Genomic DNA, 13961 nt, shown 5'->3' on the forward strand with positions numbered 1-13961 from the left:
GGTCTGTTTCGTTAATGAGCGGAAGGTGATGCGACAAGCGCATCGACCATCCGTTCCATGCGCATGAAGCGCGATCCCTTCACCAGCACGGCCGCTGCATTGGCCACCGTGCCCTCCTTGTCTGCCTCCAGCGCCTGCGCCAGGTCTTCCGCGCGAGCGAAATACCGTGCGCCACCGCCATATGCCTGCACCGCGTGCGGTGCGAGTTCGCCTGTTGCCCAGAGCGCGTCGATGCCGCGCTCGCGCGCGTACGCACCGATCTCGGTGTGGAACATCGGACCCTGATCCCCTACCTCGCCCATATCGCCCAGCACCAGCAGGCGCGGGGTCGCGAATCCGGCCAGCACGTCGATCGCGGCGCGCATCGAATCCGGGTTGGCGTTGTACGTGTCGTCGATAACGACGGTGCCCGCCGGGGTGTGCTTCACCTGCAGACGGCCCTTCACGGCGGTGAAGCCGGCGATGCCCGCCTGGATTGCCGCCACATCGACGCCTGCGGCCAGCGCGCACGCCGTAGCCGCCAGCGCGTTGCGCACGTTGTGCACACCCAGCACCTGCAGGCGCAGCGTGAAGCGCCGGTCGGGCGCGGTCACATCCAGCACCTGCACGCCATTCTCCAGCGACACCGTAGCCCGTACGTCGGCCGAAGCATCGGTCCCGAACGACAGCACCTTCCGTGTGCCGGCGGCCTGACGCCAGATGGCCGCATAGGCGCCACCGCTTTCAGCATCGACCGGAAACACGGCCACGCCATCGGCGGGCAGCGCGGCGATGGCGCTGGCGTGTTCATGCGCCACGGCCTCCACGCTGACCATGAATTCCTGGTGCTCGCGCTGGGCGTTGGTGACCACCGCCACGGTCGGCTGGGCGATGCCGGCCAGGTAGATCGTCTCACCCGGGTGATTCATGCCCAGCTCGAGCACGGCCAGCTTGTGATGCGCGCGCAGGCGCAACACGGTCAGTGGCAGGCCGATGTCGTTGTTCAGGTTGCCACCCGTTGCCAGACGATCGCCCTCACCCACGGCCGCAGCAAAGATCGCCGCGATCATTTCCTTGACCGTGGTCTTGCCATTGCTGCCGGTCACGGCCACCGTCGGCGGCGTGAACGTGCGGCGCCAACCCGTGGCCAACTGGCCGAGGCCGGTGCGCGTGTCGGGCACGATCAGCGCCGGCACGTCGACGTCGACCTTGCGGCTCACCATCACCGCGGCGGCGCCGCGCGCGACCACATCGGCCAGAAAATCGTGGGCGTCGAAACGCTCACCCTTGAGCGCGACAAACAGGTCGCCGGGCTCGACGGTACGGCTGTCGGTATGCACGCGCGAAAACGAGCGCGTAGCATCTCCGGAAATACTTGCGCCGGCAATCCAGCCAGCGGCTTGCTGCAGAGTCGTCATCGGTTGGCGGTTCATGCCGACACCCCGCGCGCGCCCAGGGTCAGACGCACGTGCTCGCGGTCGGAGAACGGGCGCTTGCGACCCTGGATCTCCTGCGTGGCTTCGTGGCCCTTGCCGGCCACGAGCACCACGTCGGCCGGGGCGGCATGTTTGATGGCGTAGAGAATGGCGGCGGCGCGGTCCTCGATCAGCGCGGCGCGGGCACGGTCGCTCATGCCGTCGGCGATCGCTTCAAGGATCTCGCGCGGATCTTCGCTGCGCGGGTTGTCACTGGTCAGCACCACTTCATCGGCCAGGCGCTCAGCCACACCGCCCATCAGCGGGCGCTTGGTGGCGTCGCGATCCCCGCCGCAGCCGAACACGCACCAGAGCTTGCCCTGACGCGCCTGGGCCACGGGCCGCAGCGCGGTCAGCGTCTGGACCAGCGCATCGGGCGTGTGGGCGTAGTCGACCACGGCCAGCGGGGCATCGTGGCCGCCGAACAATTCCATGCGGCCATCGACCGGCGTCAGGCGGCGCAGCGCATCGATGGCGGCATCCCAGGTCACGCCCTGCGCCAGCGCGGCGCCGAGCACGGCCAGCAGATTGCTGACGTTGAATGCGCCGATCATCGGCGTGGTCACGTCCGCGGTGCCGAAACTGCCATCGACGTGGAACGCCGTGCCGGCGCCAGTGGCCCGCACGCCAGTCGCGCGCAGCCACTGGCCGCGTGCCACCGAAGCGCCGGCCTTGCCGTCGATACCGTATTCAATGACTTGCGGGGCACTCACGGCCACCGCGTTGCTGGCTAGCAGGCGCTGGCCCATGCCATCGTCGCGATTGATCACCGCCGCCTTGAGGCCGTCCCACGCAAACAGGCGCGCCTTGGCTGCCTCGTACTCGGCCATCGTGCCGTGGTAGTCGAGGTGGTCCTGGGTCAGGTTGGTCAGCACGGCAACGGCAAACCCGGTGCCGGCCACGCGGCCCTGCTCCAGCCCATGCGAGGAAACTTCCATCGCCACGGCGCGCGCGCCGGCGTCGTGCAGTTCGGCCAGGCTGGCCTGCAACTGAACAGCGTCCGGCGTGGTGAAGCCGGTGAGCTTGAGCGCGTCGGGGAAGCCCGAGCCGAGGGTGCCGATCGTCGCGCATCGCGTGCCTGCCATCTGCAGCAGGCGTGCCAGCCATTGCGAGCACGAGGTCTTGCCGTTGGTGCCCGTGACGCCGGTAATCGTCAGATTGCACGCGGCGATGCCGTACCAGCCAGCCGCGATGGGGCCTGCCAGTTCGTGCAGGTGAGACACTGCCAGATGCGGCACGCGATCGTCATGGGGCCATGCGAAGTTGTCAGCCTCGTAGACAACGGCCGACGCGCCGGCAGCGATCGCCTTGTCGATATGCGGACGACCATCGGTAGCCAGACGCTCGTTGCCCAGCACATAGGCGAAGAACACGTCGCCCGGTTGCAGGCGGCGCGTATCGCCGGTCAACTGCGCGTTTTCCGGGGCGTGCGTACGCAGCCAGGCCAGCGCGTTGCTGGCCTGGGCGGAGACTTCGAGCGGAAGCAGCGGTTGGCGCGTCATTGGGTCGCGCTCCATGGTTCGCTCTCAGGCACCTTGTCGGTGACCATCAACTGCCGGATCGGCGAGTCGGGCTGGACATTCAGCGCGCGCAGAGCGCCGCCGGTGATGGCCGAGAAGACCGGGCCGGCGACCGCGCCACCGTAGTGGCTGCCGGAGGTCGGCTCGTCCACGCTGACGGCCACGATCACGCGCGGGTTTGACATCGGGGCCAGGCCGATGAACGAGGCGCGGTACTTGCTGCGGTCGTAGCCGCGGCCTACATGCTTGTATGCAGTACCGGTCTTGCCGCCGACGCGGTAGCCCATCACCTGGGCCTCGGGCGCGGTACCGCCGGGCGCGGTCACGGTTTCGAGCATGCCGCGCACCTGGCGGGCAACCTGGGGCGACAGGATGCGTTCGCCGTCTGTCGGGCCATTGGTCTTGAAGATCGACACGGGAATCAGCTCGCCGTCGTGCGCGAAGATCGTATAGGCGTGCGCGATCTGGAACAGCGACACCGAGAGGCCATAGCCATAGGACATCGTCGCCTGCTCGATCGGCCGCCAGCTCTTCCACGGCCGCACGCGACCCGCCACGGCACCCGGGAAGCCGATCTTCGGCGCCTGGCCCAGGCCGACGCTGGTAAACATGTCCCACATCTCCTGCGGCTTCATCATCATCGCGATCTTCGTCGTGCCGATGTTGCTCGACTTCTGGATCACGCCGCCCACCGTGAGCGTGCCGTAGTTGTGGGTATCGGAGATCGTCGCGCCTTCGAAGTTGAACTTGCCGGTCGTCACGATGGTCGTCGACGGCGTCACGCGTCCAAGCTGCAGCGCCAGCCCGATCGAAATCGGCTTCATCATCGAGCCGGGCTCGAAGGTATCGGTCAGCACGCGGTTGCGAAGCTGCTCGCCCGACAGGCGGCTGCGGTCGTTCGGGTTGTAGGTCGGCCAGTTGGCCAGCGCCAGCACCTCGCCGGTCTGCGCATCGAGCACCACGGCGCTGGCCGCCTTGGCCTTGCTACGCTCGACCACGGCCTTGACCTCGTTGTAGGCCAGATACTGGATCTTGGCGTCGATCGACAGCTGCATGTCCTCGCCGTCGCGCGGGGTCTTCAGGATGCCAACGTCCTCCACCACGCGGCCCAGGCGATCCTTGATCACCTGACGCGCGCCGGCACGGCCTGCCAGCACGCTTTCACGCGCCAGTTCCACGCCTTCCTGCCCCTTGTCCTCGACGTTGGTGAAGCCGACGATATGCGCCATCGCCTCGCCTTCGGGATAGAAGCGCTTGTATTCGCGAGTCTGGTGAACGCCATCGATCTTGAGCGCGGCGATCTTGTCGGCCGCATCGGGCAGCACCTGGCGCTTCAGGTAGACGAAGCTCTTGTCCTCGTTGAATTTGGCGCGCAGTTCCTTTTCGGACATGTCCAGCAGCTTGGCCAATTGGCGCATGCGCTGCGGATCGAGATCGTTCGGCACGTCCTCAGGCACGGCCCAGATCGCCTTGACCGGCAGGCTGGTGGCCAGCACCAGGCCGTTGCGATCCAGGATCTTGCCGCGCGTGGCGGGCAGCTCCAGCGTGCGCTGGAAGCGCTTCTTGCCCTCCATCTCATAGAACTGGTTGCCCGGGCCCTGAATCCACATCGCGCGCGCGGCCAGCGCCAGGAACGCGGCGAACATCAGGAACACCACGAACTTCGAGCGCCACATCGGCAGGCGCAGACCCAGCACCGGGCTGGCAGAGAACTGGCCGGTGCGCGGACGGGCTGCCTCGCCGCGCGACTTGTTGCCGGCGCGGGCGCGGTTCATGGTTGGCCGGGCCATGCTCATTTGGCTGCCCCCTCTGCGGGTTGTTCGGCATCCGGCGGCGTCGATGGCAGCACCACGCCCTGCAGATACTGGGTACGACCGGCCACCGCCGGCGACATCTTGAGCTGCGTGCGCGCGGCCTCGGCAATGCGCGCGCTCTTGCTGAGCGAGCTTTGCTGGTACTGCAGGCGCGACCAGTCGATATCGAGCTGCTTCTCCTCCGACTGCGCGCGTTCGAGTGCCACGAACAGCGTGCGTGCCTGATGCTGCGCGCTGACCAGCGACAGCGCGCAGAACAACAGGGCGGCAAGGAGGAAGAAGGTCAGGCGGTTCATGCCGACTGCTCTCCGAGTTTTTCGGCCACGCGCATCACCGCGGAACGGGCGCGCGGGTTACCGGCCACCTCTTCGGCGCCCGGCTTGAATCGGCCCAGCAGTTTCATCGTCGGCTGCGGCAGGTCGGCCGCGCGCAATGGTGCGCGGCGCAGGGCCGGATCGGCATCCCGCTCGGGGCGGGCGTGCGCCTGCATGAACCGTTTGACGATACGGTCCTCGAGCGAGTGAAAGCTGATCACCACGAGGCGGCCCCCGACCTGAAGCAGTTCGTACGCCGCCTTCAGACCTCTTTCGAGGTCCTCAAGCTCTTGATTGATGTAAATCCGTAAAGCTTGAAAGGTGCGGGTCGCAGGGTCCTGGCCCTTCTCGCGTGTTTTGACGGCTTTCGCCACGAGCGCGGCAAGGTCTGAAGTAGTGGCGAGTGCTCCGCCATCGCCGGATTCGCGCCGGCGAGCAACAATCGCCTTTGCAATCTGTAGAGCAAACCGTTCTTCCCCATAGTCTCGTATCACCCTGGCAATGTCCTGCTCGTCCGCTTGTGCAAGCCACTCGGCGGCGGTAATGCCGCGCGTGGTGTCCATGCGCATGTCCAGCGGGCCCTCGAAACGAAAGGAAAACCCCCTCGCTGCCTCGTCGATCTGGGGCGAGCTGATTCCCAGGTCGAGCAGCACGCCAGCCACCGGGCCACGGCCGGCCAGCCGATCGCCCATTTCCGCAAAGCTCGCGTGCTCAATGGAGAAGCGGGCATCCTTGATGGTGCCCGCTTCTGCGATTGCTGCCGGATCCTTGTCGAAGGCGACCAGGGTGCCGGCCGGCCCCAGCCGGGCCAGTACTGCCCGGCTGTGCCCCCCTCTGCCGAAGGTGCCGTCCACATAGGCGCCGTCGGGCCGCCAGACGAGCGCATCGACGGCCTCGTCCAGCAACACGGTGCGATGGCGCAGGGTGGTGGTCCCCGGCGATTCGGTAGGGCTCATGACCTCTTCAGAAGGAGAAATTCTTCAATGCTTCCGGCATGCCTTGCGCCATCGCTGCCTGTTCCTTGGCGGCGTAGGTCGCGGCATCCCAAACTTCGAAGTGGCTGCCCATGCCGAGCAGCATCACTTCCTTGTCGAGCATGGCGGCACTGCGCAATTCCGGTGCTATCAGCACGCGGCCTGCGCCGTCCATATCCACGTCGGCGGCGTTACCGAGGAAAATCCGCTTCCACCAATGGGCATCCATCGGCAGCGCCGCGATGCGGCCTCGGAAAACCTCCCACTCAGGGCGGGGAAAGAGCAACAGGCATCCGTCCGGGTGCTTGGTCAGCGTAACCCGGCCCTCGGCCTGTGTTTGCAGCGCTTCACGGTGCCTGGCCGGAATGGACATCCGGCCCTTGGCATCAAGCGAAAGCGCCGATGCTCCCTGAAACAAGCTCGCCCCCCTGGTAGCCGTCGGCATCTGAGCCGTCCGGCAGGTCGATTCATCCCTTCCGCTACCAGTTCGGTCTGAGATAAATCATCGCAGAGCCAACCCGGTTTTTCACACAAAAATACACTTCCTCACACTATTTCCCACTTTAGAGGAAGCGTTTTGGCGGGTCAAGGCTCGCTATGGGGCAAGAAACAAGCTTTTTTTAATCAGAACAAAGACTTAGCGCGTCAACCTCACGCACCGCAAAGGTGATTCCTTAATGAAATGAAGAACTTGGGGAGGAAAGCAGAGAAACCACCTGAGAACTACCGGAGGGAATACTGCCGACAGCGCGAAACGCCATCGGTTTCACGCCGTCGGGAAGGATACAACGTTTTGCTGTCAGCCCCTGTCAGGCAAGGGCTCAGGGGACTTTTCCACAACCACCACAGGCAGGTCCGCGACCCATCGCGAAATGGATCGCGACGAAGCGCTTCGAGACGCGGCGATCCTTATCGATCAGATGCGATAGGCGGTGGTGGTCATGACGCGCGATGCGACTTGCATCAATGCGCGAACTGGTCCCGGCAGTGGGATACCCCCTGCGTTCCTCGCGGCATCGCCGTGGCGGACCTCGTCGTCGCGCATTTGTTCGAGGATTGCGCGCGAGCGGCTGTCCGTGGTGGGCAGGCGGTCGAGGTGGCTGGTCAGATGATGCTCGACCTGACGCTCGGTCTCGGCCACGAAGCCAAGGCTGACCTTGTCGCCGGCGCGTCCCGCCAGAACGCCGATCGCGAACGCGCCGGCATACCAGACGGGATTCAGCAGGCTCGGACGCGAGCCCAGTTCACGCAGGCGGTCCGCGCACCAGGCCAGATGATCCTCTTCCTCTTTGGCGGCAGCATCCATCTGCGCGCGCACGGCCGGCGTTCGCGCGGTCAGCTTCTGCGCCTGGTAGAGGGCCTGGGCGCAAACCTCTCCAACATGGTTGATGCGCATGAGGCCGGATACGTGGCGACGCTCCTCGGGGTTCATCTGCTCCGCTTCCGGAGCCAGCCTCTCTGCAGGGTTGGCGCGCTCCGCGCGGGTCGCACCAGCAATCGCGCGCAACGCGACATCGAATTCTCGGATCAACGTATCCATGTCTGTCTAGGGATGGTCTGCGCGCATATCGAACCTTCGCCCCACTGAAGAGGTAGGTCGCACCAAACGCGCCTTCGGGAATTCCCCCATTGTACCCGCGCGACCCTCGCGAGGCCCGCAACATCGCCCGCAACGCCGCGTCTGTGCTGGCATCTGTCGCTTACAGGTACTTAAAAACCCTGAGTTGTGAAAACCAGACAAGACGTTTACCACAGGGTCAAAAGAAGTGCTCTTTTGTTAGAGTGATCGGCAGCTTCCAAGGAAGTCAAGTGCGGAAGGGTGTAGAGGGCTGACGTATGGAGGTCCCTTCCGAGCTTTATCTAATAATTCTTAAGTGGAGATCACCCAGCATGAAAAAGTCGCTTCTCGCGCTTGCCGCGATGAGCGCGTTTGCCACTGCTGCAAATGCGCAATCGAGCGTGACCCTTTATGGTGTCGTGGACTTGCCGATCGAATACACGAACCACCTGGCACCGGGCCTGGGCGCCCCCAATGCCAGCGGCGTTCCTCAAGCGGCACCGGGCGGCGGCAGCCGTGTTGGTCTGTCTGGCGGCGGCGGCCTGTCCGGCTCGCGTTGGGGCCTGCGTGGCACCGAAGATCTGGGCGGCGGCCTGAAGGCACTGTTCGTGCTGGAAAGCGGCTTTGGCCTTGACGATGGCAAGTCGCAGCAAGGCGGCCGCCTCTTCGGTCGTCAGGCATTCCTGGGTCTGCAAAGCGATACGCTGGGTCGCGTGACCTTCGGTCGTCAGTACACCACGATGTTCGACATGTTCGCGAACTTCTCGCCGACCGGCTACGCGACGCTGTATGAACCGGTGGTGGCCCAGCTGGGTACGAACTTCCGCTCGGACAACACAGCCAAGTACACCGCCGTGATCGGCCCGGTTACCGCCGAGGCGCACTGGAGCTTCGGCACGGGCGTCGGTGCGATCGGCACGACCCCGCTGGCCGGCGGCGGCGCTGGCGAAGTGCCGGGCAACTTCAACAACAACGCAGGCGGTGGCGCTGGCGTGCTGTACATGAGCGGCCCCCTTGGCCTGACGGTTGCCTATGACGAATGGCGTCCGGCGGTCAACATTGGCTCGCCTGGCCGGTCGCGCAAGATCGGCGCAGCCGGTAGCTACACGTATGGCCCGGCCAAGCTGATGGCTGGTTACCGCTATGGCCGTACCACGGACAGCAGCGGCAACGAACTGATCCGCGACAACTACTACTGGATCGGCTTGAACTATCAGGTCAGCGCTCCGCTGGGTCTGACGCTTGCCTACTTCTACGACGACGTGACGCAACTGCGCGCCCCTGCCGGGGTTGGCCAGGCCGCCCTGCCGTCGAACAATCCCGCCAACCCGTGGCAGATCAGCTTCGTGGCCGACTACAACTTCTCGAAGCGCACCGACGTCTACCTGACGATGGCCTACGCGAAGAACTCGGGCCTGAACTTCGACACGTCGGCGGTCAGCTTCGCCAACGGCTACTACCTGCAGCAAGGCGCCAACAGCCAGGTCGGCGTGGCCCTGGGTATTCGCCACAAGTTCTGATCGAACCGATTCATCGTTCCTTTCAAGGCGCCCACGGGCGCCTTTTTTCTTGCCACACGCGAGACACGCATAAGGGCTTCACCCCATCCGCCAGGTGGCGGACACCAGACTAGAATGGCTCCGAGACCGGGACAACCGGCCATTAGCCGGCCCTTATACGGAGACCTCGCCATGTCACACCCACGCCGGCGCACTGTCGCGCTGCTGCTTTCGATTGCCCTGAGCCCGCTGGCGGCCGCTTCGGCCCATGCAGCCGACGCCTATCCCACCAAGCCGATCCGTCTGGTCGTGCCATTCCCGGCCGGCGGCACCACTGACATCCTGGCGCGCGCAGTCTCTGCCGAATTGTCGAAGCTGCCCGGCTGGAACGTGGTGGTCGACAACAAACCCGGCGCCGGCGGCAATATCGGCTCGGACATCGTCGCTAAGTCGGCGCCGGACGGCTACACGCTGCTGATGGGCACCGTAGGGACGCACGGCATCAACCAGTCGCTGTACGGCAAGCTGCCGTACGACCCGATCAAGGACTTCGCGCCGATCACCGAGGTGGCGTCGGTACCCAATGTGCTGGAAGTGAACCCCGCCTTCGCGCAACAGAACAAGATCAATACCGTCAACGATCTCATTGCCTACGCACGGGCTAATCCTGGCAAGCTGAACATGGCATCGAGCGGCAACGGCACGTCGATCCACCTGGCCGGAGAGCTGTTCAAGACCCAGACCAAGACCTACATGGTCCACTTCCCGTACCGCGGCAGCGGCCCCGCGCTGACCGACATGACGGGCGGCACGATGCAGGTGATGTTCGACAACCTGCCTTCCTCCATGGCGCTGATCAAGGCCGGCAAGCTCAAGGCGCTGGCCGTGACCAGCGCCAAGCCGTCGCCGGCGCTGCCCGGCGTGCCCACTGTGGCGGCCGCGGCGAACCTGCCGAGCTATGAGGCCAGTTCGTGGTTCGGGCTGCTGGCACCGGCTGGCACGTCGCCGGAGATCATCCATCGCATCCAGCAGGAAGTCGCCAAGAGCCTGAGCACCCCTGCCGTGCGCGACCGAATGATGGCCCAGGGCGCCGATCCGGTCGGCAACACACCCGACCAGTTCGCCGCTCTCATCCGCGCGGAGCACATCAAATGGGCCAAGGTGGTCAAGGATTCCGGCGCAAAGGTCGACTGACGACAACCGATCGTGGCCGGGCAAGGCATATACTTGAAATATCAAGTTTTCGCCTGCCCTAACCACGATGCCCAATCCTTCCTCCGCCAGCAATACCGACGAGCCGGCGCCGGTCGATCTGGAGACCAGCGCTGGCGACTCGGAGCATGAGGCGCTGCGCCTCTGGCTGCGCCTGTTGACCTGCACGAACCTGATCGAGGGTGACATCCGTTCGCGGCTGCGTCAGGATTTCGCGGTCACTCTGCCCCGCTTCGATCTGATGTCGCAGCTCGATCGGCATCCTGAAGGCCTCAAGATGGGCGAGTTGTCGCGCCGCATGATGGTGACCGGCGGCAACGTCACCGGCATCACCGACCAGTTGCAGCAGGAAGGCCTGGTCACGCGCGAGGCGCTGCCCACCGATCGCCGCGCCTATCTGATCCGCCTGACGCCCGCCGGCCGGGCAGCGTTCTCCAGCATGGCGCGCGCGCACGAGGGGTGGATCGAGCAATTGTTCTCCGGCCTGGCCGAAACCGATCGCCGCGCGCTGTTCCGGCTGCTCGGACGCCTCAAAACCAGCCTGCCCACGTCATGACCCAGTTACTCTCTCGTCCGCTGCAACTCATAGGAATCTTGTCCACGGCGTGCGTCGTGGCGGCGTGTGCCTCCTCGGCGCCTTCGGGCCCGCAGATCACCCCGGTTAACGCGACGGTCAAGCTCGGACGCGTCACCGAAAAGACGTTCCTGACGCGGATCGACGTCGCGAACCCGAACGACAGCGGCTACGGCGTCGGTGTGGGAGCCGCCGGTGTTGGCGGCGGTGGTGGCGGTGGGGGCGGTGGGGGCGTTGGCGTGGGCTTCTCGATGGATCTGACCCGCCTGTTCAACCGGCAGCCGCCTCAGCAGATGGATCTCTACCAGTACAAGGTACGGGCGGCCGATGGCACCATGGCGCAGGTGAATGCGCCGGCGGCGCCGGGACTGGAGCCCGGCGCGTGTGTGCGGCTGATCTATCCGGACGGATCGACACAACCGCAGATGGCGCCGTCAAACGAGTGTTGAGGCGCCAGATCCTGCGTCAGGCTGCCTTGCGGCTATCGCGCAGTTCGCGGCGCAGGATCTTGCCGACGTTGGTCTTCGGCAGTTCGGTACGGAACTCGACGTACTTGGGGCGCTTGTAGCCGGTCAGGCGATCCTTGCAGAACGCGATCACGTCGGCCTCGGACAACGCCGGGTCCTTCTTGACCACGAACAGCTTCACCACCTCGCCCGAATGCTGGTCCGGCACGCCCACAGCCGCAACTTCCAGCACGCCAGGGCATTCCGCGACCACGCCTTCCACTTCGTTCGGATACACGTTGAAGCCCGACACCAGGATCATATCCTTCTTGCGATCGACGATCTTGGTATAGCCGCGCTCGTCCATCACGCCGATGTCGCCCGTCTTGAAGAAGCCGTCCGCGGTCATGACCTTGGCGGTCTCGTCGGGGCGGTTCCAGTAGCCGGCCATCACCTGCGGCCCGCGCAGGCAGATTTCGCCCGGCTGGCCGAGCGGCAGTTCGTTGCCGTCGTCGTCGCGGATCGACACGTCGGTCGACGGCAACGGCAGACCAATCGTGCCGGAGAACGCATCGGTATTGGTCGGATTGCAGGTGGCCGACGGCGAGGTTTCGGACAGGCCGTAGCCTTCGATGATCGGGCAGCCCGTCTTCGCCAGCCAGTTCTTGGCCACGGCTTCCTGCACGGCCATGCCGCCGCCATTGGCCACGCGCAGGCCCGAGAAATCGATCTTGGCGAAGTCCGGATGATTCAGCAGCGCGTTGTAGAGCGTGTTCACGGCCGGGAACATGTGGAACTTGTACTTCTGCAGTTCCTTGATGAATCCCGGGATATCGCGCGGATTCGGGATCAGGATGCTCAGGCCACCGCTGCGCATACCCAGCAGGCAGCAGACGGTCAGCGCGAAGATGTGGTACAGCGGCAGCGCGGTGATGGTGACCACCTGGTCGATAGGCGCACCCTTGGCCAGCGCCGGCTGCATCCACGCTTCGGACTGCAGCACGTTGGCCACGATGTTCCGATGCAGCAGCGTGGCACCCTTCGACACGCCGGTGGTCCCGCCCGTGTACTGCAGGAACGCCACGTCATCCGGACCGGTGTTGACCGGCTTCAGCGTCATCTTCCGGCCTTCGGCCAGCACGTCCTTGAAGCGCACGCAGTGGGGCAGTTCCCAGGCCGGCACCATCTTCTTGACGTTACGGACCACGAAATTGACGATCGCGCCCTTCACCGTACCGAGCAGATCGCCCATGCTGGCCACCACGACGTGCTTGACCGGTGTGGCCGACAGCACGGCCTGCAGCGTCGATGCGAAGTTCTCGAGGATGACGATCGCCTCGGCGCCGCTGTCCTTGAGCTGGTGCTCGAGTTCACGCGGCGTGTAGAGCGGGTTGACGTTGACCACCACGTAGCCGGCACGCAGCACAGCCGCCAGCACCACCGGATACTGCAGCACGTTCGGCATCATGATCGCAACGCGCGCGCCGGGGCGCAGGCCCCGCGACTGCAGCCATGCGGCAAAGGCGTGGGAAAGCTGGTCGAGTTCGCCGTAGGTTATCGCATGGTCCATGCAGATGAATGCCCGGCGATCAGCATAGGTACGGAACGATTCCTCGAGCAACTGGGCCAGTGAACGGAACTGGCTGGCGTCGATCTCTGCTGGCACGCCTGCCGGATAGTTTTTCAGCCACAGCTTTTCCATACCGTCTCCTGAATTTCTGAATGGTCGTTCGATTTTTTCGCAATGCTAAACGCGCGATGCTATCGAGACAACACGTTAGACGAAGTCCTCCACGAATACGACCGTGAAATCATGGATTATGCGTCACCCATTAAGGTGACCAAGGGAATACCCTGACGGCCTCAGCTGGCTTTGACTGCGATCAATTCGGCAGGACCAGTTTCATCATGTTCCTGGCCAACTCCTGCGCCAGCGTCTCCGGGTCCATGCGTCCCGGCTCGTGCCACGTGTACATGAATCCAATCACGCCGCCCATGGAATGCGCGGTCACGCGCGCATCGCCGAACTCGAACACGCCCGCCTCACGACCTTCTTCCAGAAGCGCGTACAGGTCGCGATAGAAATCGCGCGCCATGGTGTTGAGCCATTCCACCGTGTCCGGCCTCAGGTACTGGTTGTCGCGAAAGCTCAGGGCGGCGGCCACATGGCAGCGGACGCAGCGTCGCGCCATTTCCAGCAGGCAGGCGCTCAGCCGCTCGCGAACCGGCAGCGCCGGGTCGGCGGTCTCGCGGATCACCGTCAGACAGGTCTGTGCCGACTCGCGACACAGGATGTCGAAGATCTCGTACTTGTCAGCGAAGTAGTAATAGACGGCGGGCTTGGTCACGCCGAGCGCCCGGCACAGATCATTCATCGTCATGCCTGGGTAGCCCTTCGTGTAGAAGAGCTGGCCCGCCGCGTCGAGAATCTGGCGACGACGCGCTTCCTGTCGTTCGGCAACGTGCGCGCGTGCAGGGCCGCTTTCTGCCAGCGTGGTGGCTTCGGCGGCACGAGGCGTATGGCCGGTTCTTTTGAGGGCGCGAGGCATGACGGCCATTCTCGCACGGCCCGCGCGCACCACCATTGGGAAACTCC

Annotated in this window: 13 protein-coding genes; 4 read left to right on the plus strand and 9 right to left on the minus strand. The window is 64.8% G+C overall.

Annotated features, from left to right (window positions below; translation table 11 throughout):
* Positions 1-11 precede the first annotated feature (11 nt).
* The 7 genes from murF to coq7 form a co-directional block, all read right to left on the minus strand.
* Entirely contained in the window at positions 12-1412 is a 1401-nt protein-coding gene (murF, locus tag RN01_RS29590; protein ID WP_017511633.1) for a UDP-N-acetylmuramoyl-tripeptide--D-alanyl-D-alanine ligase, read from the minus strand.
* Positions 1409-2956 carry a UDP-N-acetylmuramoyl-L-alanyl-D-glutamate--2,6-diaminopimelate ligase gene (locus tag RN01_RS29595; protein WP_017511632.1) on the minus strand — a complete coding sequence of 516 codons (1548 nt, stop codon included), beginning with the start codon at positions 2954-2956 and terminating at the stop codon, positions 1409-1411. The genes murF and RN01_RS29595 overlap by 4 nt, the downstream gene beginning before the upstream one ends.
* A complete protein-coding gene (locus RN01_RS29600; RefSeq protein WP_008650298.1) occupies positions 2953-4770 on the minus strand; it encodes a penicillin-binding protein 2 in 1818 nt (605 codons plus the stop codon). Before RN01_RS29600 ends, RN01_RS29595 begins: the two co-directional genes overlap by 4 nt.
* A complete protein-coding gene (gene ftsL, locus RN01_RS29605) occupies positions 4767-5084 on the minus strand; it encodes a cell division protein FtsL (protein ID WP_008650296.1) in 318 nt (105 codons plus the stop codon). Before ftsL ends, RN01_RS29600 begins: the two co-directional genes overlap by 4 nt.
* Complete coding sequence (rsmH, locus tag RN01_RS29610; RefSeq protein WP_011517625.1) at positions 5081-6058, minus strand: 16S rRNA (cytosine(1402)-N(4))-methyltransferase RsmH; 978 nt, start codon at positions 6056-6058, stop codon at positions 5081-5083. The genes ftsL and rsmH overlap by 4 nt, the downstream gene beginning before the upstream one ends.
* Positions 6059-6065: 7 nt before the next feature.
* Positions 6066-6494 carry a division/cell wall cluster transcriptional repressor MraZ gene (gene mraZ, locus RN01_RS29615; RefSeq protein WP_008650293.1) on the minus strand — a complete coding sequence of 143 codons (429 nt, stop codon included), beginning with the start codon at positions 6492-6494 and terminating at the stop codon, positions 6066-6068.
* Positions 6495-6992: 498 nt separating this feature from the next.
* A complete protein-coding gene (coq7, locus tag RN01_RS29620; RefSeq protein WP_017512386.1) occupies positions 6993-7616 on the minus strand; it encodes a 2-polyprenyl-3-methyl-6-methoxy-1,4-benzoquinone monooxygenase in 624 nt (207 codons plus the stop codon).
* 350 nt (positions 7617-7966) lie between these two features.
* On the opposite strand from coq7, the gene RN01_RS29625 reads away from it, so the two are divergent.
* The 4 genes from RN01_RS29625 (at position 7967) to RN01_RS29640 (ending at position 11368) form a co-directional block, all read left to right on the plus strand.
* On the plus strand, positions 7967-9154 hold the full coding sequence (locus RN01_RS29625; protein WP_017512387.1) for a porin: 1188 nt from the start codon (positions 7967-7969) through the stop codon (positions 9152-9154).
* A gap of 171 nt (positions 9155-9325) precedes the next feature.
* Positions 9326-10327, plus strand: a complete 1002-nt coding sequence (locus RN01_RS29630) for a tripartite tricarboxylate transporter substrate binding protein (protein ID WP_017512388.1) — start codon at positions 9326-9328, stop codon at positions 10325-10327.
* A gap of 67 nt (positions 10328-10394) precedes the next feature.
* Positions 10395-10901: a MarR family winged helix-turn-helix transcriptional regulator gene (locus RN01_RS29635; RefSeq protein ID WP_011517628.1), complete on the plus strand. Its 507-nt coding sequence runs from the start codon at positions 10395-10397 to the stop codon at positions 10899-10901.
* The gene (locus tag RN01_RS29640) at positions 10898-11368 is read left to right on the plus strand and encodes a hypothetical protein (protein ID WP_024570932.1); all 471 of its coding nucleotides are present in this window, start codon (positions 10898-10900) and stop codon (positions 11366-11368) included. Before RN01_RS29635 ends, RN01_RS29640 begins: the two co-directional genes overlap by 4 nt.
* Before the next feature lie 16 nt (positions 11369-11384).
* Here RN01_RS29640 and RN01_RS29645 read toward each other — a convergent pair whose 3' ends face one another.
* Entirely contained in the window at positions 11385-13067 is a 1683-nt protein-coding gene (locus RN01_RS29645) for a long-chain fatty acid--CoA ligase (protein WP_017512390.1), read from the minus strand.
* Positions 13068-13248: 181 nt separating this feature from the next.
* Positions 13249-13914 (minus strand): TetR/AcrR family transcriptional regulator, encoded by a 666-nt coding sequence (locus RN01_RS29650; protein ID WP_186401023.1) that lies wholly within the window; start codon positions 13912-13914, stop codon positions 13249-13251.
* Between the last annotated feature and the right edge of the window lie 47 nt (positions 13915-13961).

This window comes from Cupriavidus sp. SHE (assembly GCF_000812445.1).
GTDB classification, from domain to species: Bacteria; Pseudomonadota; Gammaproteobacteria; order Burkholderiales; family Burkholderiaceae; genus Cupriavidus; species Cupriavidus metallidurans.

Coding starts and splice junctions, on each gene's coding strand:
- RN01_RS29630 (WP_017512388.1), top strand. CDS start 9,326: ATGTCACACCCACGCCGGCGCACTGTCGCGCTGCTGCTTTCGATTGCC.
- RN01_RS29635 (WP_011517628.1), top strand. CDS start 10,395: ATGCCCAATCCTTCCTCCGCCAGCAATACCGACGAGCCGGCGCCGGTC.
- murF (WP_017511633.1), bottom strand. CDS start 1,412: ATGAACCGCCAACCGATGACGACTCTGCAGCAAGCCGCTGGCTGGATT.
- RN01_RS29650 (WP_186401023.1), bottom strand. CDS start 13,914: ATGCCTCGCGCCCTCAAAAGAACCGGCCATACGCCTCGTGCCGCCGAA.
- RN01_RS29595 (WP_017511632.1), bottom strand. CDS start 2,956: ATGACGCGCCAACCGCTGCTTCCGCTCGAAGTCTCCGCCCAGGCCAGC.
- RN01_RS29625 (WP_017512387.1), top strand. CDS start 7,967: ATGAAAAAGTCGCTTCTCGCGCTTGCCGCGATGAGCGCGTTTGCCACT.
- rsmH (WP_011517625.1), bottom strand. CDS start 6,058: ATGAGCCCTACCGAATCGCCGGGGACCACCACCCTGCGCCATCGCACC.
- ftsL (WP_008650296.1), bottom strand. CDS start 5,084: ATGAACCGCCTGACCTTCTTCCTCCTTGCCGCCCTGTTGTTCTGCGCG.
- RN01_RS29645 (WP_017512390.1), bottom strand. CDS start 13,067: ATGGAAAAGCTGTGGCTGAAAAACTATCCGGCAGGCGTGCCAGCAGAG.
- RN01_RS29600 (WP_008650298.1), bottom strand. CDS start 4,770: ATGAGCATGGCCCGGCCAACCATGAACCGCGCCCGCGCCGGCAACAAG.
- RN01_RS29640 (WP_024570932.1), top strand. CDS start 10,898: ATGACCCAGTTACTCTCTCGTCCGCTGCAACTCATAGGAATCTTGTCC.
- coq7 (WP_017512386.1), bottom strand. CDS start 7,616: ATGGATACGTTGATCCGAGAATTCGATGTCGCGTTGCGCGCGATTGCT.